18 protein-coding genes and 1 rRNA gene are annotated in these 23,492 nt (G+C 63.5%); 11 read left to right on the forward strand and 8 right to left on the reverse strand.

The window, feature by feature from the left end:
• From rrf to AC3WR3_RS16770, 8 genes are all read left to right on the forward strand, one after another.
• A 5S ribosomal RNA gene (gene rrf, locus AC3WR3_RS16735) occupies positions 1-83 on the forward strand; the annotation flags it as partial.
• A 155-nt stretch (positions 84-238) separates the two neighbouring features.
• Entirely contained in the window at positions 239-1,204 is a 966-nt protein-coding gene (gene ebgR, locus AC3WR3_RS16740; RefSeq protein ID WP_492292426.1) for a transcriptional regulator EbgR, read from the forward strand.
• A gap of 320 nt (positions 1,205-1,524) precedes the next feature.
• The gene (ebgA, locus tag AC3WR3_RS16745) at positions 1,525-4,599 is read left to right on the forward strand and encodes a beta-galactosidase subunit alpha (protein ID WP_492292428.1); all 3,075 of its coding nucleotides are present in this window, start codon (positions 1,525-1,527) and stop codon (positions 4,597-4,599) included.
• Positions 4,596-5,051 (forward strand): beta-galactosidase subunit beta, encoded by a 456-nt coding sequence (locus AC3WR3_RS16750; RefSeq protein ID WP_492292430.1) that lies wholly within the window; start codon positions 4,596-4,598, stop codon positions 5,049-5,051. Before ebgA ends, AC3WR3_RS16750 begins: the two co-directional genes overlap by 4 nt.
• Before the next feature lie 102 nt (positions 5,052-5,153).
• The gene (locus tag AC3WR3_RS16755) at positions 5,154-6,599 is read left to right on the forward strand and encodes an amino acid permease (protein WP_492292432.1); all 1,446 of its coding nucleotides are present in this window, start codon (positions 5,154-5,156) and stop codon (positions 6,597-6,599) included.
• 62 nt (positions 6,600-6,661) lie between these two features.
• Positions 6,662-7,000: a tRNA-binding protein gene (locus tag AC3WR3_RS16760; RefSeq protein WP_492292434.1), complete on the forward strand. Its 339-nt coding sequence runs from the start codon at positions 6,662-6,664 to the stop codon at positions 6,998-7,000.
• 167 nt (positions 7,001-7,167) lie between these two features.
• Positions 7,168-8,610 carry an amino acid permease gene (locus tag AC3WR3_RS16765; protein WP_492292436.1) on the forward strand — a complete coding sequence of 481 codons (1,443 nt, stop codon included), beginning with the start codon at positions 7,168-7,170 and terminating at the stop codon, positions 8,608-8,610.
• Positions 8,611-8,879: 269 nt separating this feature from the next.
• Positions 8,880-9,851: a bile acid:sodium symporter family protein gene (locus tag AC3WR3_RS16770; protein WP_202047902.1), complete on the forward strand. Its 972-nt coding sequence runs from the start codon at positions 8,880-8,882 to the stop codon at positions 9,849-9,851.
• A gap of 57 nt (positions 9,852-9,908) precedes the next feature.
• On the opposite strand, the gene ovoA is transcribed toward AC3WR3_RS16770, so the two are convergent.
• Positions 9,909-12,059 (reverse strand): 5-histidylcysteine sulfoxide synthase, encoded by a 2,151-nt coding sequence (ovoA, locus tag AC3WR3_RS16775; protein WP_492292439.1) that lies wholly within the window; start codon positions 12,057-12,059, stop codon positions 9,909-9,911.
• Positions 12,060-12,399: 340 nt separating this feature from the next.
• Here ovoA and AC3WR3_RS16780 point away from each other — a divergent pair, with 340 nt between their 5' ends.
• Complete coding sequence (locus AC3WR3_RS16780) at positions 12,400-13,122, forward strand: head GIN domain-containing protein (protein ID WP_492292440.1); 723 nt, start codon at positions 12,400-12,402, stop codon at positions 13,120-13,122.
• A gap of 64 nt (positions 13,123-13,186) precedes the next feature.
• Here the strand turns inward: AC3WR3_RS16780 and AC3WR3_RS16785 are convergent, their stop codons facing one another.
• The 3 genes from AC3WR3_RS16785 to AC3WR3_RS16795 all read right to left on the reverse strand — a co-directional run bounded on the left by AC3WR3_RS16785 (position 13,187) and on the right by AC3WR3_RS16795 (position 15,805).
• Positions 13,187-13,693 (reverse strand): DinB family protein, encoded by a 507-nt coding sequence (locus tag AC3WR3_RS16785; protein ID WP_492292441.1) that lies wholly within the window; start codon positions 13,691-13,693, stop codon positions 13,187-13,189.
• A 78-nt stretch (positions 13,694-13,771) separates the two neighbouring features.
• Positions 13,772-14,626 carry an S-formylglutathione hydrolase gene (gene fghA / locus AC3WR3_RS16790; RefSeq protein ID WP_247627670.1) on the reverse strand — a complete coding sequence of 285 codons (855 nt, stop codon included), beginning with the start codon at positions 14,624-14,626 and terminating at the stop codon, positions 13,772-13,774.
• A gap of 51 nt (positions 14,627-14,677) precedes the next feature.
• Positions 14,678-15,805 carry an S-(hydroxymethyl)glutathione dehydrogenase/class III alcohol dehydrogenase gene (locus AC3WR3_RS16795; protein ID WP_247627671.1) on the reverse strand — a complete coding sequence of 376 codons (1,128 nt, stop codon included), beginning with the start codon at positions 15,803-15,805 and terminating at the stop codon, positions 14,678-14,680.
• Between the two features lie 119 nt (positions 15,806-15,924).
• Here AC3WR3_RS16795 and AC3WR3_RS16800 point away from each other — a divergent pair, with 119 nt between their 5' ends.
• Together AC3WR3_RS16800 and AC3WR3_RS16805 are read left to right on the forward strand one after the other, a co-directional pair.
• Positions 15,925-16,830 carry a LysR substrate-binding domain-containing protein gene (locus tag AC3WR3_RS16800; protein WP_492292444.1) on the forward strand — a complete coding sequence of 302 codons (906 nt, stop codon included), beginning with the start codon at positions 15,925-15,927 and terminating at the stop codon, positions 16,828-16,830.
• Positions 16,831-17,239: 409 nt separating this feature from the next.
• Positions 17,240-18,421 carry a M28 family metallopeptidase gene (locus AC3WR3_RS16805; RefSeq protein ID WP_492292446.1) on the forward strand — a complete coding sequence of 394 codons (1,182 nt, stop codon included), beginning with the start codon at positions 17,240-17,242 and terminating at the stop codon, positions 18,419-18,421.
• A gap of 77 nt (positions 18,422-18,498) precedes the next feature.
• Here the strand turns inward: AC3WR3_RS16805 and AC3WR3_RS16810 are convergent, their stop codons facing one another.
• From AC3WR3_RS16810 to AC3WR3_RS16825, 4 genes are all read right to left on the reverse strand, one after another.
• Entirely contained in the window at positions 18,499-19,464 is a 966-nt protein-coding gene (locus AC3WR3_RS16810) for an ABC transporter permease (protein WP_025325295.1), read from the reverse strand.
• Between the two features lie 2 nt (positions 19,465-19,466).
• Positions 19,467-20,585 (reverse strand): ABC transporter permease, encoded by a 1,119-nt coding sequence (locus AC3WR3_RS16815; protein ID WP_202047911.1) that lies wholly within the window; start codon positions 20,583-20,585, stop codon positions 19,467-19,469.
• Positions 20,586-20,667: 82 nt separating this feature from the next.
• Complete coding sequence (locus tag AC3WR3_RS16820; RefSeq protein WP_139437734.1) at positions 20,668-22,245, reverse strand: ABC transporter ATP-binding protein; 1,578 nt, start codon at positions 22,243-22,245, stop codon at positions 20,668-20,670.
• Positions 22,246-22,342: 97 nt separating this feature from the next.
• The gene (locus tag AC3WR3_RS16825; RefSeq protein ID WP_005326140.1) at positions 22,343-23,341 is read right to left on the reverse strand and encodes a BMP family lipoprotein; all 999 of its coding nucleotides are present in this window, start codon (positions 23,339-23,341) and stop codon (positions 22,343-22,345) included.
• Positions 23,342-23,492: the final 151 nt, after the last annotated feature.

The raw sequence follows: 23,492 nt of genomic DNA on the forward strand, positions 1-23,492 counted from the left end.
TCCCATGCCGAACTCAGAAGTGAAACGCGGTAGCGCCGATGGTAGTGTGGCATTCGCCATGCGAGAGTAGGACACTGTCAGGCACCTATTTAGAAGAGGCCTCCCATTCGGGAGGCCTTTTTGCTTTGGGATTTTTTCGATGCAGGCCGGCTTCTTTTAGTAAAAATGCTGGGCTGTCAGCGGCTTGCCCGTTACTCTTGGTCAGGTATTGTCGGGAGTCATCGCCAGAGGAGTATGCATGGCCACGTTGAAGGAAATTGCACAGGAGGCGGGGGTGTCCCAGGCCACTGTGTCGCGGGTGCTCAATGAAGATCCGACGCTGAGCGTCAAGGAAGAGACCAGGCAGAAGATCTTCGAGATTGCCGAGCGGCTGGAGTACAAGACCAGCAGCGCCCGCAAGGGGGTGCACAAGAGCAAGCTGCACTTTCTGGCGGTCTATGCCTACCCGCAGAGCACCGAGGTCAACGACCCCTACTATCTCGCCATTCGCTATGGCATCGAGACCCAGTGCGCCCGCTTCAACATAGAGCTGACCCATTTCTACAACGGTGCCGAGGGGCGTGAGCTCTCCGCCGTCGACGGCATCCTGGTCATCGGCCACCTGCCCGAGGAGCGTCTCGCCGCGCTCCATTCTCTCTCTGCCCAGCTGGTGTTCGTGGATTGCCGATCCCAGGGGGAATTTGACTCCGTGGACGTGGATCTGGTGCTCATCAGCCAGCAGGTGGTGGACTTCTTTATCGCCCAGGGGCATGGCCGCATCGGCTATATAGGGGGTCAGGATGAGGCGCCGGATCTCCGTGAACTGGCCTTCCTCGACTACGGCCAGCGGCTGGGGGTGGTGCAGGAGGGCGATCTCTATCGCGGGGACTTCTCCAGCGCCTCCGGCTACCGGCTGGCCAAAGAGATGCTGGCGGGAGATTGGCCCAAGGCGCTGTTCGTCGCCTCCGACTCCATCGCCATCGGGGTGCTGAGAGCCATCCACGAGAAGGGACTGGCGATCCCCCAGCAGATCGAGCTTATCAGCGTCAACGACATCCCCACCGCCAAGTTCACCTTCCCGCCGCTCTCCACGGTGCGGATCCACTCCGAGTTGATGGGCTCCCAGGGGGTCAATCTGCTGGTCGAGCGGCTGCGGGACGAGCGGGATATTCCGCTTCGGGTACTGGTGCCGAGCCGCCTGACCCTGCGCGGCACCACTCGCTGATTTTAGTAAAACAAAGCCTGTTTTAGTTGCGCCATCTTGCGGTGGTGCGACTCCTTCCCTTCATCATCCTCTCCACTATCTCTCCTGATAAAATCATAATGCATTGTTTTACAGTGGTTTTAGCCATTGCTTGCCTGCATTTATCAACATCCATGCCATCCCTGCCTGCTTTACCCCCTTTTATCCTCCGCTTCTGATCTCGCTCACAAAACCATCCAGCCATTGTGATCAGGTTAAAATTTTATCGATCCAAAACTGATATTTAGTAAATATTTATCTAAGGTTTACCCAGTCAAAGTTGCCTTGTTCCGGGAGGACATGTGAATAACTGGGAAAACGTCCAATTCGTTGGTGAAAACAGGCTGGCTCCGCGCGCCTACTTCTTCTCTTATGCCGGCCACGGGCTGGCGGCCACCATGCAGCGCGAGCTGAGCCGCCGTTTTCTGAGCCTAAGCGGCCAGTGGCAGTTCCACTACTTCGACCATCCCCTGCAGGTACCGGAGGCCTTCTATCACAGCCCCATGAGCGACTGGGGCCAGATCACCGTGCCCAACATGTGGCAGATGGAAGGGCATGGCCAGCTGCAGTACACCGACGAAGGTTTTCCCTTCCCCATCGACGTGCCCTTCGTACCGACCAACAACCCCACCGGCGCCTATCAGCGCAGCTTCACGCTGAGCCCGGCCTGGGACGGCGAGCAGGTGATCATCAAGTTTGACGGGGTGGAGACCTACTTCGAGGTCTATGTGAACGGCCACTACGTCGGTTTCAGCAAGGGCAGCCGCCTTACCGCCGAGTTCGACATCAGTGCCCATGCCAAGGTTGGCGAGAACCTGCTGTCGGTGCGGGTGATGCAGTGGGCCGACTCCACTTACATCGAAGATCAGGACATGTGGTGGATGGCGGGGATCTTCCGCGACGTCTATCTGGTGGGCAAACCGGCTGTCCATGTGCAGGACTTCTTCATCCGCACCGCGCTGGCTGATGACAATCAAAGCGCTACCCTGAGCTGCGATATCCAGCTGGAAAATCTGGGCGCTCCCGCCCGTGATCACCGTCTGGTCTGGTCGCTGCTGGATCAGGGCTGCGAGATCGCCAGCGGCTCGCTCGACCATCTCGCCATCGATGGCAAGTGTGATTGCCGCTTCACGCTGGATCTGGCCAACCCCCATCTGTGGAGCGCTGAAGACTCTTACCTCTACCAGCTGCAACTCTCCCTCTACAACGGTCAGGGCGAGCTGCTGGAAGTGATCCCGCAGCGGGTCGGGGTGCGTGAAATCAAGGTCAAGGATGGCCTCTTCTACGTCAACGGCCACTACCTCAAGCTGCACGGGGTGAACCGTCACGACAACGACCACCTCAAGAGCCGTGCGGTCGGCATGGATCGGGTGGAACGCGATATCGTGCTGATGAAGCAGCACAACCTCAACTCGGTACGTACCGCCCACTACCCGAATGACCCGCGCTTCTACGAGCTGTGCGACCAGTACGGTCTGTTCGTGATGGCGGAGACCGACGTGGAGACCCACGGCTTTGCCAACGTCGGCGATCTCAGCCGCATCACTGACGATCCCTTCTGGGAGCCGGTGTTTGTGGATCGCATCGAGCGCCACGTTCATGCCCAGAAGAACCACCCCTCCATCATCATCTGGTCGCTCGGCAACGAGTCCGGTTACGGCTGCAACATCCGAGCCATGTACCAGCGCTGCAAGGGGATCGACCCGACCCGGCTGGTGCACTACGAAGAGGATCGCGATGCCGAGGTGGTGGATGTGGTGAGCACCATGTATTCCCGCGTCTCCCAGATGAACTGCTTCGGCGAGTTCCCGATGGAGAAGCCGCGCATCCTCTGCGAATACGCCCACGCCATGGGCAACGGCCCGGGTGGCCTCAGCGAATACCAACAGGTGTTCGACCGCCATCCCCACATTCAGGGCCACTACATCTGGGAGTGGTGCGATCACGGCATCCTGGATCAGGACGAGCAGGGTCGCCCCGTTTACAAGTACGGTGGCGACTACGGCGACTACCCCAACAACTACAACTTCTGCATGGATGGCCTCATCTATCCGGATCAGACCCCGGGGCCGGGCCTGCGTGAATATAAGCAGGTGATCTGCCCGGTCAAGGTGCGGGCCCTGGATCTGGCGAGCGGCAAGCTGGCGGTGGAAAACCGCTACTGGTTCTCCACTCTCGACGACATCCGCCTGCTGATCGAAGTGAAGGCAGAAGGCGAGCTGTTAGCCAGCCAGCAAATCCGGCTGGAAGGGGTGGCTCCCGGTGCCAATACCGAGCTGCAGCTCGAACTGCCATCCCTCGATGGGCGGGAGACCTTCGTCCAGCTGCGGGTCATCAAGGCCACCGCCACCCGCTACAGCGCGGCGGAGCACGAGCTGGGCCAGTACCAGTTCCAGCTGAAGGCATCGACTCGCCAGCTGCAGCCCTTTGCCAATCCCAATGCCACGGCGTTGCAGATCGCCGATGAGCGCCTCGACCTGACCTTAAGCGGCAGCGGCTTCGTCCTGCGCTTCTCGCGCCTCGACGGCAAGCTGGTTAGCTGGCAGCAGGATGGCATCGAGCTCATCGAGCGGGCGCCGCGCCTCACCTTCTTCAAGCCGATGATCGACAACCACAAGCAGGAGTACGAGAGCCTGTGGCACCCGAACCACCTGCAGATCATGCAGGAGCACTTCCGCACCTTTAGCTGGCGTCAGCTGGGTGACGCGGTCGAGGTGACGGTGGAGAGCCTGATCGCGCCGCCGGTGTTCGACTTCGGCATGCGCTGCCGCTACGTCTACACCCTGAGCCCGAATGGTCAGCTGCATGTGGCACTGTCCGGTCAGCCCTACGGCGGTTATGACGACATCATCCCCAAGATCGGCTTCGAGCTGGGCATTCGTCAGGATCTCGATCGGGTGCACTACCTTGGCATGGGCCCGGGGGAGAACTATCAGGACAGTCGCCAGAGCAACTGGATCGACAGCTTCCAGAGCACAGTCGGCGAGATGTGGGAGCACTACCCCTTCCCGCAGGACAACGGCAACCGCCAGCAGGTGCGCTGGGCAACCCTGACCAACCGCCACGGCGCCGGTCTCTACGTGCGCCCCGATGCCCCCATCAATCTGAGCGTCTGGCCCTACAGCTGGGAGCATATCCACGCCGCCCAGCACATCAACGAGCTGGAGCCCTGCGGCTATCTCACCCTCAATCTGGATCACAAGGTGCTGGGGCTCGGTTCCAACTCCTGGGGCTCCGAGGTGCTGGACTCCTGGCGGGTGCGCTTCGAGCCGTTCAGCTTCGGCCTGACCCTGCTGCCCATCGCCCGTGGCAATCTCAATCCGGCTGCGCTGGCCGGGCTCGATCTCACCATCAACGGCGGGAGGAACCTCGCATGATCACCTTAGGCAACCTGACCCTGTTCAAAAACATCTACCGGGAGGGCAAGAAGTGGGGGCGCTGCGTGGAGGCCATCGACAACCTGGCCAACCTCAAGCCCGGCATCTGCCACTCCATCGGTGACTCCCTCATCTACCGCTTGCAGGAGGGGGCCAGTCCGGCCACCTCCCTGTTCGAGGGGCAGCGCCGCTACTTCGACGTCCACTACTACCTGGAAGGGGCAGAGACGGTGGAGTGGGCTGCCAAGAGCGAGCTGGGGGTCGAGCAGCCCTATGACGACACCACGGATCGCGAGTGGCTGGCCGGTGAGGTGCGTGAGCGCCAGAAAGTCGGCAACGGTCAGGTGGTGATCTTCGAGAACGACGAGGCCTACCGGTTCGTCGGCGACGGGCCGGTGCGCAAGCTGATCATCAAGGTCACCGTCGAAGGCGGCTACTTCAAAAACAAATAACAAGCCGCTGTTTTTGCACTGACAAAGCCGGAAGGGCGGGGCTCACCCTACAAATCATGCCCCGCCCTTTCGCGGAAATAACTACAGGTCTGGAGATGCACCATGTCTGATTCCAAACGTAATACGATAGGCAAGTTTGGTCTGCTGTCGCTCACCTTCGCGGCGGTATTCAGCTTCAACAACGTCATCAACAACAACATCGAGATCGGTCTGGCGTCCGCCCCGATGTTCTTTCTGGCCACCCTTTTTTACTTCATTCCGTTTTGCCTGATCATTGCGGAATTTGTGTCACTGAACAAAAACTCCGAAGCGGGCGTCTATGCCTGGGTGAAGAGCTCCCTCGGCGGTCGCTGGGCCTTTATCTCGGCCTACACCTACTGGTTCGTGAACCTCTTCTTCTTCACCTCGCTGCTGCCGCGGGTCATCGCCTACGCCTCCTATGCCTTCCTCGGCTACGAATATATTTTCACCCCGCTGGCGACCACTTTCTTAAGCATGGTGCTGTTTGCCTTTGCCACCTATGTCTCCACCAATGGCGCCAAGCTGCTTGGCCCCATCACCTCGGTGACCTCGTCCCTGATGCTGCTGCTGACCCTCTCCTACATTCTGCTGGCAGGTGTGGCGTTAGTCGGCGGTGTACAACCGGCTGACCCCATCACGGTCGAAGCCATGGTCCCCGATTTCAGCTGGGCCTTCCTCGGCATTACCACCTGGATCTTTATGGCGGCCGGTGGTGCCGAGTCGGTCGCGGTCTACGTCAATGACGTGAAAGGGGGCTCCAAGTCCTTCGTGAAAGTGATCATCGTCGCCGGGCTCTTCATTGGTGTGCTCTACTCCATCGCCTCCCTGCTGATCAACGTGTTTGTCCATAGCGACACCCTGAAATTTACCGGTGGCTCGGTGCAGGTGTTCGAGGGACTGGCGGCCCATTTCGGTCTGCCCACCGTGCTGATGAACCGCTTCGTCGGGCTGGTCTCCTTCACCGCCATGTTCGGCTCCCTGCTGATGTGGACGGCGACCCCGGTGAAGATCTTCTTCTCCGAAATTCCGGCCGGCATCTTCGGCAAGAAGACGGTCGAGCTGAACGAGAACGGCGTGCCCGCCCGCGCAGCCTGGATCCAGTACCTCATCGTGCTGCCGCTGATGGTGATCCCGACTCTGGGCTCCAACACGGCGCAGGATCTGATGAACACCGTCATCAACATGACCGCTGCCGCCTCCATGCTGCCGCCGCTGTTCATCATGCTGGCCTACCTCAATCTGCGCCTGAAGCTCGATCACCTGCCGCGGGATTTCAGGATGGGTTCGCGCACCACGGGGATCGCCGTGGTCTCGGTGCTGATCGCCATCTTCTCGGTGGGCTTCCTCGCCTCCACCTTCCCGACCGGCGCCGACATAGTGACCATCATCTTCTACAACGTCGGCGGGATCGTGATTTTCCTCGGCTTCGCCTGGTGGAAGTACAACCGCTACGAAGCCTCCCTCAGCGCCGAAGCGCGCGCGAAAGAGGCCCAGCCGGCGGCGCAGGCGGTCATCCAGCCGTCATGACCCCATCAAGCCGGGTGGCCGTTGGCCACCCGCAAACCCTTGAACCAGAAAAGGAGAAGAGCATGAGCGAGACGATCGAGTTTGCCGAATTCAAACGGGTCGAGATGAAGGTGGGCAAGGTGCTGGAGGTGGTGCGCCACCCCGGGGCCGACAAACTCTATATCGTCCAGATCGACGTGGGGGGCGAGCGGCCGCTGCAGACCGTCACCAGCCTGGTGCCCCATTACCGCGAAGCGGAGCTGCTGGGCAGCGAGGTGGTGGTGCTGACCAACCTCAAACCCACCAGGATGCGCGGCGAGCGCTCCGAGTGCATGTTGCTCTGCGCCGAGACTCCGGACGAGAGCCAGAGCGTGCTGTTGCAACCCCGGGTGCCGATGGCGCCGGGCACCCCCATCGTCTGACTGGTATTGCGAGCCGGTGCGGGGAGATTGCACCGGTTCACCAAGGAGGCCGTCCAAGCGGCCCGATCATAACAAGAGAGTAAAGCGCGGGGCCGACAGACCCTTGCCGAACACATCACAGAGTCACAGCGTTGCCCGCAGGGAGCGCGAGTCCATTGGAGGACACCATGTCTGAATCCGTACGCGGCACCATAGGCAAGTTTGCCCTGTTGTCGATGACCTTTGCCGCCGTGTTCAACGTGCGCAACATCGTCAACAACAACATCGAACTGGGGCTTAGCTCCGCCCCCATCTTCCTGCTGGCGACCCTCGTCTACTTCATCCCCTTCGTCTTCATCATCGCCGAGTTCGTCTCGGCCAACAAAAACTCCGAGTCGGGGATGTACGACTGGCTGAAGAAACCGCTCGGCACCCGGATGGCCTATCTGGGCTCCTTCCTCTACTGGTTTGTGAACCTGTTCTGGTTCGTCTCATTGCTGCCGAACGTCATCGCCTACGCCTCCTACGCCATGCTGGGGTACGAGTACAGCTTCTCGCCGACCGTCACCTCGATCATCTCCATCGTGCTGTTCGCGGCGGCGACCCATATCTCCACCAAGGGGGCGAGCTGGCTCGGCAAGATTGCCGAACTGGTGGCCTACGGCGTCTTTGCCCTGTTCGCCATCTATGTGCTGGGTGCCCTGATGGCCCTCGGCGGTGACCATGTGGCGGCCCAGCCCATCACCCTGGAGGCCATGACCCCCACCGTCAACTGGGCGACGCTGGGCATCATGTGCTGGATCTTCCAGGCGGCCGGTGGTGCCGAGACGGCGGCGGCCTATCTCAACGACGTGAAAGGCGGCCAGAAGTCCTTCATCAAGGTGATCATCATCGCCGGTGTGGTCATCGGCGCCATGTATGCGCTGGGTTCCCTGCTGGTGAACGTCTTCGTGCCGAGGGAGAGCCTCACCTATGCCGGCGGCATGGTGGAGATCTTCACCGGCATGGCCCAGTACTTCGGGCTTTCCGAGACGCTGGTGGGCCGCGCGGTCGGAGTGGTGCTCTTCATCGCCATGTTCGGCTCCATGATGATGTGGACCTCGGCGCCGGTGAAGATCCACTTCTCCGAGATCCCCCAGGGGGTTTACGGCAACAAGACCACCCGGCTCAACGAGCACGGGGTGCCGGTGCGCGCCGCCTGGTGGCAGTTTGCCTTCGTGTTCGTGATGCTGGTGGTCAACGGCTTTGGCTCCGAGTCGGTGCAGCAGATGATGAACACCGCCATCAACCTCACCGCCGGGACCGCCATGCTGCCGCCCATCTTCATCATGGTGGCCTACTTCGTGTTCCGCTGGAAACATGACGACACCCCCCGCGAGTTCCGCATGGGGTCGCGCACCTTCGGCATGGGCGTGGTGTCGGTGCTGATCACCATCTTCGTGGTGAGCATGAGCGCCTCCGCCTTCCCGGCCGGGGTGGATCTGGTGCGCGCCTTCTTCATCAACGTCTTCATGACCGCGGTCTTCTCGGCGCTGGCCTACTGGTGGATCTCCCGCTTCGAGAAGCGTCAGGCCCGCAAGCTGGCGGCCGGGGGCAAGGCGGGGGGCGACGCCCTGGCCCGGCAGAGCTGAGCATCGACTGCGGTGCAGCGCGGGTGGCCTCTGGCCACCCGTTTTTTTGTCTCTGCGGCCCGCCGTGGCCCCCCTGGGTGTTCAGTTTTAAAGCGCTAAAATCCCACTCGTTTAATTTCACTGAATGCTTGGATACGCCGCTCAACTTTGCGCCACCCTGTGTTCGGGGTAAGCTGGGGTTTCGTGTCGAGGGTCGCCGTCTGAGGATGGCCCTCGAGTGCCCTGTCGTCCCCATACGGTGCGGGACGCGCTTTCCCTGGAGACTTCCCGTGCGTCTGGATCCCTTTACCTCTGTATTGATTGCCGTGGTGGCCCTGGCCTCCTTCTTCCCCTGCGAGGGCCAGGTGGCCGTCTGGTTCGCGCTGCTGACCAAGCTGGCGGTGGCGCTCTTGTTCTTCATGCATGGCGCCAAGCTGTCGCGCCAGAACCTGCTGGCGGGCCTCGGCCACTGGCGGCTGCACCTGGTGGTGATGGCCAGCACCTTCCTGCTGTTTCCGCTGCTGGGGCTCTTGCTCACGCCGCTGGTGCCCCAGTGGCTGAGCCCGGCCATCTACCTCGGTTTCCTCTATCTGTGCGCCCTGCCCGCCACGGTGCAATCGGCCATCGCCTTCACCTCCATGGCCGGGGGCAATGTGTCGGCGGCGGTGTGCAGCGCCTCGGCCTCCAGCATCCTCGGCATCTTCCTCTCCCCTGTGCTGGTGGGGCTGATGATCCAGGTGCAGGGGGAGGGGGTCGACACCTGGCACTCCATCCAGGCCATCATGGTGCAGCTGATGCTGCCCTTCGTGGTGGGCCATCTGTCGCGGCCCCTCATCGGCCGCTGGGTCGACAGCCACCGGCCGCTGATCGGCAAGCTGGATCAGAGCTCCATCCTGCTGGTGGTCTATGTGGCCTTCAGCGAGGCCGTGGTGCAGGGGATCTGGCATCAGGTCGGCTGGTACGATCTCGCCAGCATAGTGCTGCTGAGCTGCGTGCTGCTGGCCCTGGTGCTCTGCTGGAACGTCTGGATCAGCCGCCGCCTCGGGTTCGACAGGGCGGACGAGATCACCATCGTCTTCTGCGGCTCCAAGAAGAGCCTGGCCAATGGTGTTCCCATGGCCAACGTCATGTTCCCCGCCGCCAGCGTCGGGGTCATGGTGCTGCCGCTGATGATCTTCCACCAGATCCAGCTGATGGTGTGCGCCGTGCTGGCCCGCCGCTACCGCGAGCAGGAGGCCCTGCCCCAGGTTCAGGAGGGGTAAGATGCCCGGATAAAGAAGAGGGAGGCCACTGGCCTCCCTCTCTCGTTTGCCGCTCCCTCAGCGTTTACGCCAGACGGTGAGCTGGGCCACCGTATGCTGGTGCTTGCGCGCGGTCTCGCGGATGACGAAGGGGACGTCTCTCGGCGGGCACAGCTCCTCGAACTCCGCCGCCAGCAGCCGTTGCAGCGCCTGATGGGTGGAGAGGGCCTCGCCATTTTCACGGATGCCGCCGAGCCAGTTCGCCTTGGGGGTGTAGTCGGTCAGCCAGGTGTAGGGGCTGGTGAGCACCAGCAGGCCGCCGCTGCGAAGGCGCGGAGCAATGTCCCGCAGGAAGCGGGCGGGCTCCCGCAGCCGGTCGATCAGGTTGGAGGCGAGCACCAGATCGTAGTGCTCGTACCTGGGCTTGAGATTGCAGGCATCCCCCTGGCTGAAGTGGACCCGATCGCTCTGCTCGCGGCCGAGATCATGGCGGGAGAGGTGCGCCTCGCAATACTCCACCAGATCCCCCTCCAGGGGCAGGGCATAGCGGAAGCTGTCCTGGCTGGCCAGGGCCAGCGCCACGTCGATGAAGCGGGCCGAGTAGTCCACCCCGTCCACGTGCTGGAAGTGGCGGGCCAGCTCGAAGCTGGCGCGGCCGGTGGCGCAGCCGATGTCCAGCGCCCGCTCATGGCGGCTGCACAGTTCGCTGGCGAGGCTGGCCAGGGTCTGGGCGTAGTTGGCCACCCCGAAGTGGGTCGGGCCGTACTGGAAGTCGAGGTATTGCGCCACCAGGGCGTCGGTTTCATAAGGATTCACTGTGATGGCTTCCTGATAGCGTGAGACCAGATAGCGGAAGCCCGCATGCTGGAAGAAGTGGCGGCGGAAGGCGTAGCGGGAGGACCTGAGCGCCTCGTTGCCTGTGCTGATCCAGCTGCCGCCCTTGATGAGGCTGTGCTTGCCATCGAAGGTGGGGGTGGAGAAGTCGTCGTAGAGGGGGTGCACCTTGAACCCCTCGAAGCCGTCGATGGCGGTGCTGGTCCACTGCCAGACGTTGCCCACCAGATCGTAGAAGTCGCCCTGGGGGCAGGCATCCACCGGGCAGGAGGAGGCGAAGCGGGCCAGGTTGATGTTGCCGGGTGCCTCGATCCAGTTCGGTTGATCCCCGGGCACCTGCTCGCGCAGCAGCGCCCACTCCCCCTCGCTTGGCAGCTGGATGGGCAGGCCGGTCTGATCCGCCTTCCAGCGGCAGAAGGCGGCGGCCTCCAGCTGGTTCACCTCCACCGGCCAGTCCCAGGGCAGGGGGACCTGCTCGGTCATCAGCCGCAGTTGCAGTTGCTCGGGCTCGCTGGGGTCGCCGACCCAGAAGCTGGGCATGCGCGCCCTGGCATACTGGCACCAGCCCCAGCCCTCGTCGTCCCACCAGGCCCGGGTCTGGTAGCCGCCCGCCTGCACGAAGGCGAAGTACTCGGCGTTGCTCACCAGCATGCGGCTGGCCTGGAAGGGGGCCAGCGCTATGTGGCGCTCGCCATATTCGTTGTCCCAGCCGTAGGTGGCGTCCTGCTTGCCGAGGCGCACCCGACCGCCGGCCACCGGCAGCAGGCTGTTGGCGGGCACCTGGTCGCGCCTGTGGCGGGCCTGGGTGCAGGCGGGCCAATGGGGCCGTGATTGCACCCAGGCCAGGGGCAGCTGGCGGATCAGCACGCTGGAGGTCTCCAGGTGGATGCGCTCGTGCTCTATCCCCATCAGGATGACCCAGGCCGGGCTCTGCCAGTCGATGGGCAGGGCGAGCGGCATCCGCTCGATGAAATCACACACCAGGGCGCGCACGCGGCCACGGTAGGCGCGCAGTTCACTGACGGCGGGCCAGTCGTAGTGGGTCTCGTCCAGATCGTCCCAGCTCATCTCGTCCACCCCTATGGCCACCATGGCCTCGATGCGGGGGTCGAGGCGGCTCTCGATGAGGCGCGCCGCCAGCAGCTTGTTGACGAAGAAGGCGGCGGTGTGGCCGTAGTAGAAGATGAGGGGGTGGCGCAGGGGGATCGCCTTGTTGAACCAGGCCCGCTCGTCGGCCAGGCAGTCAAACAGGCTGTCGTAGAGATCGAAGGTCTGACAGAAGTAGTCGAGCAGCTCGCGGCGCTTGTGCTCGGGATTGTCGCCGCCGAGCAGCGGGGTGCGGGTCGGGGCCGGCAGGCCCTCTGGGCTGGCGAATGGGTGGCTGACTTGGGTCACGCTCTGACTCCTTGTTGGCGGTGACAAATGCACGGTGGAGAGCTCTATACGCACAAGGTATCACTATTGGCTCAACAGACCGGGGCGGCAACCAAAAACTTGCTCCTCCGGTGGCGACTGGCCCTGCCGGTGGGCTGTCTCCCCCCGTTCGGGCATGGTGAGTTTGACCAACTTATGGTCTGAATGGCTCTCCAAGATGAAGGCTGTGGTGAAGATGAAATCTGATTTTCATTTGAAAATCATAGTCTTGGATCTGTGGCATGTGGCTTGCAATCGCCCCTGCACCAGGCTGTGCGGACCCAGGGGTCGCGTTTGCCAACACACAACGAGGAGAGTGGCGATGAAATGGATGATGGGAGCCGTGCTGGCCCTGGGGCTGGGTGGTTGCAGCTGGCAGGATGACGTCAAGGTGAGCGGGACCGGGGCTCTGGTAGAGCAGCAGCACCCCCTGGGCCGGGAGGTGACCCGGGTGCTGGCCGGGGTGCCCGCCAATATCCATCTGGTGGCGGGGGAAGAGAGGAGCATCTTGATCCGCGGGCAGGGGAACCTGCTGCCCTACCTGGAGCTGACCGAGCAGGAGGACAAGCTGGAGATAGAGGTGAAGGAGGGCTACCGGCTCGATCCCCCCGAGCCCATCGAGATCACCATCACCCTGCCCGAGCTCCATGAACTGGCGCTGGCGGGCCTGGCTCGCGGCGATCTGAGCGGTTTTTCGGGAGACGAGCTGGTACTGTCGGTGGCCGGCCTGGGGGATATAGTCACCAGCCAGCTGGCACTGGGTCGACTGGAGGGCAATATTGCCGGTGCGGGCAGCCTGGATCTGGGGCAGGGCTCGGCCAGGGAGGTGGAGCTCAACATCGCCGGTGCCGGTGGCGTGTCGGGCGCGCAGTTCAGAGGAGAGGAGGTCGAGGTCAATATTGCCGGCAGTGGCGACGTGACAGTGAATGCCAGCGCGTTGCTGAAGGTCGGCATCGCCGGCTCCGGCTCGGTCAGCTATCTGGGCAACCCCAGGTTGGAGAGCGAGATCGCAGGGTCCGGCGCCATCTCCCGGGCAGGAAGCTGAGTAGCCGGCGCGATGACAGCTAAATAACAGGCCCATGCAGGGCCTGTTTTGTTATCCATGGTTCTCACTCGAGGGGCAGCGCGAGCTCCAGATCCGCATTGAGCCGCATCAGCAGCCACTGCATGCCGGCGAGGTGCTGGTGGTCGTGGCTGACGAGCAGGCGCACCAGACCGTCCAGGGTCACCTCCCCATAGCCGCCATAGCGGGCACGCCGCTGCCAGGCGCTGGAGGGCAGCGCCTTGAGCCACGCCACCGTCTGCATACGGGCGGTGCGGAAGCGGTCGAGCTGCACCGCAGGATCCTGCCGGGGGTAATCATGGTCCAGCGCCAGCTGATAGCCATCGAGGGAGGCGAGCGCCGGCAGGCTCTCCTCCAGGGTACGGCGAAAGCGCACCTGGTAGCCCTGCGTCTCGATGTCCAGCAGGTGGCAGAGGTGTCCCCGGGCGCTGAAGCGCTCTGAGGGGATCCCGGCCCAGTTGGCGGGCTCCCAGTCCAGCTGGTCGGCGGGCACCTGTGCCAGCAGTCGTGCGAACTGGTCCGGCATGGCCAGCAGCGTGGTGAAGATCGTCATCCTTGTCTCCCTGTTCCCTTGTTTATGGCCGCCCGCCTAATGGCGGTCGGGCGACCATGGGGGCCTGTCCGGCCCTGGTCAGCCCTGGGCCGGCTCGCCCAGGTGGCTGGCGTGAAAGCGCAGGTGCTCCTCGATGAAGCTCGCCACGAAGTAGTAGCTGTGGTCATAGCCGGCATGGCGATGAAGCGCCAGGGGCCACTCCTTGGCGGTCGCGATCTCGGCCAGGGCGTCTATGCCGAGCTGTTCCGTCAGGAAGGGGTCGTCCAGCCCCACGTCCACCCGGGTCGGCAGGGGCTGGCTGTCGTGGTGGCGCAGCAGCTGGCAGGCGTCCCACTCCTGCCACAGCAAGGGGTTGTTGCCGAGATAGGCGCCGAGGGCCTTCTGGCCCCAGGGGGCGCGGCTCGGGTGGCTGATGGGGCTGAAGGCCGACACCGAGCGGTAGCGACCGGGTTCGCGCAGGGCGGCGATCAGGGCGCCGTGGCCCCCCATGGAGTGGCCGCTGATGGCGCGCCTGGTCGAGACCGGGAAGTGGGTCTCGATGAGCTCGGGCAGCTCCCGGGTGACGTAGTCATACATCTGATAGTGCGCTCGCCAGGGGTGCTGGGTGGCGTTGACATAGAAGCCGGCCCCCATGCCGAGATCGTAACCGGGGTCGTCCGGGATCCCCTCGCCGCGGGGGCTGGTGTCCGGTGCCACCAGGGCGATGCCGAGCTCGGCGGCGATGCGCTGGGCCCCCGCCTTCTGCATGAAGTTCTCGTCGGTGCAGGTGAGGCCGGAGAGCCAGTAGAGCACGGGCACCTTCTGGCCGGTGAGGGCCTGGGGCGGCAGATAGATGGCGAAGCGCATCTCGCAATCGAGCACGGTGGAGGGGTGGCGATACTGCTTGTGCCAGCCGCCGAAGCTCTTGTTGCTGCTGATGATGTCCAGATTCATGGAAGGACTCCTTGCCCCGCCCATGCATCGATGGGTGGGGCTCTCATGGGATCAGTAGTGGATGACGGTGCGGATGCTCTTGCCTTCGTGCATCAGATCGAAGGCCTCGTTGATCTGCTCGAGGGGCATGGTGTGGGTGATGAAGTCGTCCAGGCGGAATTCACCCTGCATGTAGCGCTGCACATAGCTCGGCAGTTCGCTGCGACCGCGCACGCCGCCGAAGGCGCTGCCGCGCCAGACCCGGCCTGTCACCAGCTGGAACGGACGGGTGCTGATCTCCTGGCCCGCGCCAGCCACGCCTATGATGACCGACTCGCCCCAGCCCTTGTGGCAGCATTCGAGCGCCGCGCGCATCACCTTGACGTTGCCGATGCACTCGAAGGAGAAGTCGACGCCGCCGTCGGTCATCTCGACGATCACCTCCTGGATGGGCTTGTCGAACTTGTTCGGGTTGATGCAGTCGGTGGCGCCCAGCTTGCGGGCAAGCTCGAACTTGCTCTCGTTGATGTCGATGGCGATGATGCGGCCGGCCTTGGCGAGACGCGCGCCTATGATGGCGGAGAGGCCTATGCCCCCCAGCCCGAAGATGGCGACGCTCTCACCCTCCTTCACCTTGGCGGTGTTCATCACGGCGCCGATGCCGGTGGTGACGCCGCAGCCCAGCAGGCAGACCTCTTCCAGGGGGGCGGCCGGGTCCACCTTGGCGATGGAGATCTCCGGCAGCACAGTGTATTCGCTGAAGGTGGAGGTGCCCATGTAGTGATAGATGGGCTGGCCGTCTTTCGAGAAGCGGGTGGTGCCGTCCGGCATCAGCCCCTTGCCCTGGGTGGCGCGGATCTTCTGGCACAGGTTGGTCTTGCCGGACTTGCAGAACTTGCACTCGCCGCACTCCGGGGTGTAGAGCGGGATCACGTGATCCCCCACCTTGACGCTGGTGACGCCCTCGCCGACGGACTCGACGATGCCGCCCCCCTCATGGCCCAGGATGCAGGGGAAGACCCCTTCCGGATCTTCACCCGAGAGGGTGAAGGCATCGGTGTGGCAGACGCCGGTGGCGACGATCCGCACCCGCACCTCGCCGGCCTGGGGCGGCATGACCTCGACCTCTTCGATGGAGAGGGGCTGACCCGGTCCCCAGGCGATGGCGGCTTTACACTTGATGCTCTGAACCTGTGCCATGAATGATGTCCTCGTGGTTGTGTGGGTGAACGGAAATGAGTTCGGACATTCAGTGTAGTTTCCCGCCGATTTGGTGATAATAAGGCTAAATATCAAATCACTTTTACACACAGGTAATAATGTTCGGCTGGGAAGGGGTCTGTGAATTTGTCAGCGTGGCGGAGCAGGGGGGCTTTACCCCGGCGGCGCGCAAGCTGGGGGTGTCGGTGGCGCAAGTCAGCCGCCAGGTGGCGCAGCTGGAAGACAGGCTGCAGGCCAAGCTGCTGCTGCGCACCACCCGTCAGGTGCGGCTCACCGAGCTCGGGGAGATCTACTTTCGCCACTGTCGCCAGTTGCTGGACAACCTCTACGAGGCGGAGCTGGCCTTGGGGCGCCATCAGGCGGTGCCGCAAGGGTCCCTGCGCATCACGGCCCCCGTCTCCTATGGCGAGAGCCGCATCGCCCCCCTGGTGAACGACTTCATGGTGCGCTTCCCCCAGCTGGAGGTGACCCTCAACCTCACCAACCAGTTGCTGGATCTGGTGCACGAGGGGTTCGATCTGGCGATCCGCCTCGGCCACCTGAAGGACTCGACCCTGGTGGCCCGCAAGCTGGCCCAGCGGGTGCCCTATGTGTGCGCCTCGCCGGCCTATACCGCCTGTCACGGCATCCCCAACAGCCTCTCCGAGCTGGCCCGCCACCACTGCCTGGTGGGCAACGGCGACGAGTGGCACTTCACTCTGGACGGTAAACCCCACAGCGTGCGGGTGCGCGGCCTGCTCCACTGCAACAGCGGCCACGCCCTGCTGGACGCGGCGCTCAAGGGGATAGGCATCATCCAGCTGCCGGACTACTACGTGAGCGACCACCTCGCCCGGGGGGATCTCATCGAGCTGTTGCCGGAGCTGCGGGCGCCAGAGGAGGGGATCTGGGCCCTCTATCCCCACAACCGCCACCTCTCCCCCAAGGTGCGGCTGCTGGTGGACTACCTCGCCGAGCGGCTCAGCGATCCCGCCCAGCCGGCGCTGGTGCGCCCCATAGGTTGACGCCCGGATGACAACATGCGCCTCATAAAAAAGGCGCTGTCCAATTGGGTATTGGAAGGCCAGTCCTGAGGCACGTCATCGCTGCAAGGGGCATCATCATGGATGCACCCTCGGCTATCCGCACCGACATGGCACAGTTTGACTCCCTTTGTCAGCCCCCCAGCCTGGGCTGTCATCGTTCTGTCCGGCGGGCACGCCCTGTGGAACCCCCTCGCCAGCACAAAGCTCCGTCCGCCCCCCTGATACCGGCGCAGTAGACAGCAGATCCTGCAGCGGCCCCCACCGGACGGGGGGACGGCCGCACCAGACGGGCAAATTCGCCGGTCAGCCTCCTTGGCTAGACTGGACCGGTCGTCTTATGACACCCATTTGGCACTTTTGCCCGCCACTCTATCTGGAAGGATCCGATATGAAACCCTTGTTGACCGCCCTCTTGCTCCCCCTGCTGCCCCTCGCCGCACAGGCCGCCGACCCCGTCTGGATCACGGTCGGTGCCGACAGCGGCGTCGAACTCAAGCAGGTCAAGGCCAGGCTGGCCCCCCTGTTCAGCGCCAGCGGCGCCCCCATCCAGCTGGCCCAGGTCGAGGCGAGCGAGCTCGGCACTCTCTCCCACCTGATGCACGAAGGGCACCAGCGCTGCGGCGGTTACGTGGTGCACAGCACCCTGGCCGACGCCCTGCAGAGCATGGCCCAGCCCATCAGCCAGAACCTGTTCAGTGCCCCGCCGATGACCCAGGGGGCCAGCGTCAACCGGCTGCTGCCCCATCTGGATCAGGGCAAGATAGTCGGCACCATCAGCCAGCTCTCGAGCTGGCGCAACCGCTACTACACCACCACCACAGGGGTGCAGTCGGCGGACTGGGTGGCCGGCCAGTGGCAGAGCCTGAGCGCGACCCTGCCCTGGGCCAGCGTCAGCCGGGTCAAGCACAGCGGCTATCCGCAGCAATCCGTGGTGCTGACCCTCAAGGGCAGCCGCTACCCGGACGAAGTGGTGGTGCTCGGCGGTCACCTCGACTCCACCGCGGGCTCGGCCCCCAACAGCCGCACCCTGGCCCCCGGCGCCGACGACGATGCCTCCGGCATCGCCACCCTGACCGAGGTGCTGCGGGTCATCGCCGAGCAGGGCCGCCAGCCGGAGCGCACCCTGCAGTTCATCGGCTATGCGGCGGAAGAGGTGGGGCTGCGCGGCTCCAAGGACATCGCCACCCGCTACAAGGCGGCCAATACCAAGGTGCTGGCGGCGCTGCAGCTGGACATGACCAACTATCAGGGCTCGGCGGAAGATATCGTCTTCATGACCGACTACACCGACCAGGGGCTGACCGGCTATCTGGCCCAACTGCTCGACGCCTATCTGCCCCAGATCCGCTACGGCTACGACAGCTGCGGTTACGGCTGCTCGGATCACGCCTCCTGGCACAATCAGGGCTACCCGGCCGCCATGCCGTTCGAGTCGCGCTTCAACGACTACAACCCCAAGATCCACACCGCCCAGGACACCTTGCAGAACTCGGATCCCTCGGCCGCCCACGCCCTCAAGTTCGCCCAGCTGGCCACCAGCTTCGCCATCGAGATGGGCAAGATAAACTGAGGCGCCTGGGGGGGTGAAGCACGCAAAAAAAGGCCCACATTCGTGGGCCTTCTTGCATTTTTGGTATGGGCGGAGCGCTATTCCCGCTCCTTGACATAGGGGGTGCCAAGCGCCTTGGGGGCCACCGCCTTGCCGATGAAGCCGGCCAGCAGGAAGACCGTCAAGATGTAGGGCAGCGCCTCTATGGCCTGCACCGGGATCGGGAAGTCGCCTATGCTGACCCCCTGCAACCGGATGGCGACCGCGTCGAGGAAGCCGAACAGCAGGCAGGCCGCCATGGCGTTCCAGGGGCGCCACTTGCCGAACACCAGGGCCGCCAGCGCCATGAAGCCCTTGCCCGCGCTCATGTTGGGGATGAACTGGGCGGTCTGGGCCACCGCCAGATAGGTGCCCCCGATCCCCGCCAGCAGGCCGCCGATGATGAGCGCCGTGTAGCGCATCCGCACCACGGAGATACCAGCGGTATCCACCGCCGCCGGGGCCTCGCCCACCGCCCGCAGCCGCAGGCCGAAGCGGGTTCGGAACAGCACCCACCAGGCCAGGGGCACGGCGGCGAACGCCACGTACTCCAGCAGGGAGTGACCGCTCAGCAGCTCGCTGTAGAGCTGGCCGATGACGGGCACGTCATAGAGCTCCTTGGCGAAGGGCAGGTCGATGGGGGCGAAGCGGGCATCGCCGGAGAGCGCCGGAGTCTGACCGCCCTGATCGAACCAGTAGCGGCCCAGGGTGACGGTCAGACCGGCCGCCAGTATGTTGATGGCCATGCCGCTCACCACCTGATCCCCGCGGTGGGTGATGGTGGCGAAGCCGTGCAGCAGGGCGAACAGGATGGAGACACCCACCCCGGCACCCAGCCCAATCCAGGCGGAGCCGGAGACGGCGGCCGCGGCCGCACTGGCGAAGGCCGCCGCCAGCAGCTTGCCCTCCAGGGCGATGTTGACCACCCCGGAGCGCTCGCAAAACATGCCCGCCATGGCCGCCAGAATAAGCGGCGGCGCTGTACGAATAGTCGCGTCCAGCATCAGGATCAGCATTTCGAACATGATCAGACTCCCTTCACTTGTGCGGTTGAGCGGTTGGCAAAGGCCAGATAGGCCTGCTCGATGCGCGGACGCAGCATGTGCTCAAGGGCGCCGCAGAACAGGATCACCAGACCCTGCAGCACCACGACGATGTTGCGGTCCACCCCGAACTCGAAGCTGAGCTCGGCGCCACCCTGATAGAGGAAGCCAAACAGCAGGCTGGCGATGATGACGCCGACCGGGTGGTTGCGACCCATCAGGGCCACCGCTATGCCGGTGAAGCCGAAGCCTTCCACGAAGTTGAGCTTGATCTGGTGCAGCTCGCCCTGCAGTACGTTGAGGGCGAAGAAGCCCGCCAGCATGCCGGAGATCACCATGGCCAGGATCACCACCTTGGGGTAGGAGATGCCCGCATAGGCGGAGGCGCTCTGGCTCGCGCCCACCGAGCGGATCTCGTAGCCCCAGCGGGTATGCCAGATGAAGACCCACACCAGGGCCGCGCAGATCAGCGCCCAGAAGAAGCTGATGTTGAGGGGGCTGTTCGGCATCTCCACACCGAAACCGGCCGCCAGCTCGCTCATCTTCGGCAGCCAGCTCGCCACGGCGAACACCTTGCTCTCCGTGGCCATGGATCCTGGCGGCTTGAAGACGTCGACCAGCAGGTAGGCCATCAGGGAGGCGGCGATGAAGTTGAACATGATGGTGGTGATGACGATGTGGCTGCCCCGCTTGGCTTGCAGCCAGGCCGGGATGAAGGCCCAGGCCGCACCGAACAGGCCACCGGCTATGATGGCGAGCGGCAGCAGCAGGGCGAACGGCAGCACGTCCCCGAGCAGCAGACAGACCAGCCCCACACCCAGGCCGCCGATATAGGCCTGCCCCTCACCGCCGATGTTGAACAGGCCGGCGTGGAAGGCCACCGCCACCGCCAGACCGGTGAAGATGAAGCCGGTGGCGTAGTAGAGGGTGAAGCCTATCCCCTCGCCGGTGCCGAAGGCGCCGTACCACATGATCTCGGCGGCATCGATCGGATTGATGTCGAGGTAGTAGAACAGGATGGCCGACACCAGGAAGGCCAGCAGGATGTTGACCGCGGGCAGCACGCCCACGGAGATCCAGGCAGGAATACGTACTTGGCTCATCAGTGGGCCTCCTTGGCAATCTCGTCAGGCACGGGTGTGTTGACCATCATCAGACCCCCTGTTTCACGGCAGGATACCTGGTTCATGATGCGGCTCCTTCGGGTTGGCTTGCCGCCACCTCGTCGGGAACGATATTTGCCATCATCAGACCTATGGTGCGCTCATCCGCCTTGGCGCCGTCCAGCTCGCCGACGATGCGGCCGTCGGCGATGACCAGGATGCGGTCGGACAGGCTCATGATCTCGTCGAGTTCCACCGACACCAGCAGCACCGCCTTGCCCTTGTCGCGCATGGCGATGATCTGCTGGTGGATGTACTCGATGGCGCCGATGTCGACGCCCCGGGTCGGCTGGCCGACCAGCAGCACATCCGGGTCCTGCTCCACTTCCCGGGCGATCACCAGCTTCTGCTGGTTGCCGCCGGAGAAGTTCGCGGTCTTGTGCTCCGGGCTCGGCGGGCGCACGTCCCACTTCTCCATCTTGGCCTGGCAATCCTGACGGATCGCCTCCTTGTCCTGCAGCCAGCCCTTGTTGTACTGGGTGCGGCGGTGATAACCGAGGATGAAGGCCTCTTTCGCCTCGAAGCGATTGATGAGCCCCATCTTGTGGCGGTCTTCCGGGATGTGGCCGAGGCCGAAGTTGCGCACCCGCTCCGGATCGGCCGGATGGCTCAGGCTCACCTCGTGGTTCTGGGCTCCGGCGATGGTGAAGCTGCCCTTGCTGGGCTTGAGGATGCCGCCGAGCAGGCTGAGCAGCTCGGACTGGCCGTTGCCGGAAACCCCGGCGATGCCGACCACTTCCCCGGCGCGCACCGCGAAGCTGACGGACTTGACCCGCTCCACCCCGGCGTCATCGACGTAAGAGAGGCCATCGACCTTGAGCTTGGCTTCGCCCGGCTGGGCGGTGCCCTTGTCGACCTTGAGGCGCACCTTGCGGCCCACCATCAGCTCGGCGAGCTGCTCCTTGTCGGTGTCCTTGGTGGCGACGTGGGCCACCATCTCCCCCCGGCGCATGATGGAGACCTGATCCGTGATGGCCAGGATCTCCCGCAGCTTGTGGGTGATGAGGATGATGGTCGCCCCCTGATCCCGCAGCTTTTTCAGTACCTCGAACAGGTGATCCGCCTCCTGCGGGGTCAGCACCCCGGTGGGCTCGTCGAGGATCAGGATGCGGGCGCCGCGATAGAGCGCCTTGAGGATCTCGACCCGCTGTTGCAGGCCCACCGGCAGATCCTCGACTTTCTCGTGCAGCGGTACCTCGAGACCATAGTCCCTGGCCAGCTCGCCGAGCAGTTTCTCGGCCGCCGCCAGGCTCTTGCCCAGGTGCCAGCCGTTTTCCGCGCCGAGGATCACGTTTTCTAAAACAGTAAAATTGTTCACCAGCATAAAGTGCTGGTGCACCATGCCCACCCCTGCGGCAATCGCATCTTGGGAGCCATGGGGTTTGAAGGGGTTGCCGTCGATCAGCATCTCGCCTTTGTCGGCGTGGTAGAAACCGTAGATGATGCTCATCAGGGTCGACTTGCCGGCGCCATTTTCGCCGACGATGCCGTGAATGCTGCCTTTACGAACCTGAAGGTCGATCTGCTTGTTGGCGTAAACCTCGCCAAAGCGCTTATCGATACCTCTTAATTCGATGGCATAGCGATCTGTCTGGTCCATGATGCAGTCCTTGCGGGTCATGAAGTAGAGACTAAAAACCGGCCCGTGCGGGCCGGTCTGGGTTGAGAGTCGTAGCAGAGACTCGGTACTCGCAGTATCAGTACTTACAGGAGTTGTCGCTCATGTAGTCGTGCACCTTGATCTTGCCGGCGATGATGTCGGCCTTGATGCTTTCGACCTTGGCCTTCATCTCCGGGGTGATCAGCTTGGCGTTGTTCTCGTCCAGCGCCCAGTCAACACCGCCTTCCGCCAGACCCAGGGTCTGGATGCCCGGCTTCCAGCTGCCTTTGGCGGCGTCATCCCAGGACTTGTAAGCGGCCAGGCCAACATCCTTGACCATGGAGGTCAGCATGGTGCCAGGTTGCAGGTGGTTCTGGTTGGAATCCACGCCGATGGCCAGCTTGCCTTCGTCCTTGGCAGCCTGGTAGACACCGATGCCGGTACCGCCGGCGGCGGCATAGACAACGTCGGCGCCCTTGGCGAACTGGGACTTGGCGAGCTCGGCACCCTTGGCCGGGTCGGCGAAGGCCGCCGGGGTGGAGCCGGTCATGTTCTGGTACACGTCGATCTTCGGATTGATGTACTTGGCGCCCTGCTCGTAGCCGCACTGGAATTTGCGGATCAGCGGGATGTCCATGCCGCCCACGAAGCCGACCTTGCCGCTCTTGGAGGCGATGGCCGCCAGGGCACCCACTAGGAAGGAGCCTTCATGCTCCTTGAAGATGAGGGACTGGACGTTCGGCTTGTCGACCACCATGTCGATGATGGTGAACTGGGTTTTCGGGAACTCGGTGGCGACTTTCTCTACCGCGGAACCCATGTTGAAGCCGACGGCGACGATGGGGCCGTTGCCACGGCTGGCCAGACGGCGCAGACCCTGCTCACGCTGGGCTTCGTTCTGGGGTTCGAACTCCTTGACCTTGACGCCTTTGTCCTTGTTGTAGACTTCGACGCCGTTGCGGAACACGGCTTCGTTGAAGGACTTGTCGAATTTGCCAGCGGTGTCATAGATGACGGCGGGCTCGGAGGCTGCCTGGGCAGAAAGGGCAGCGAGGGTGAGGGCGGCCACGGTGGCCAGCTTGAGCACTTTAGTCACGATCGTATCCTTGATTGTTATGTGAGGGTCCACAACCTGTCTTGGCAGGTCATAAAGCACGCTGGCTAACTGTAAGTGAGCCAGCCTGTGGGTCAAGGGGATCATAGAGGAAAAACGTTTGCGTTAACGGTTTGAAATATAAGCAAATTGC

The sequence above is a fragment of the Aeromonas sp. EU05-FHT14A05 genome (assembly GCF_058791175.1).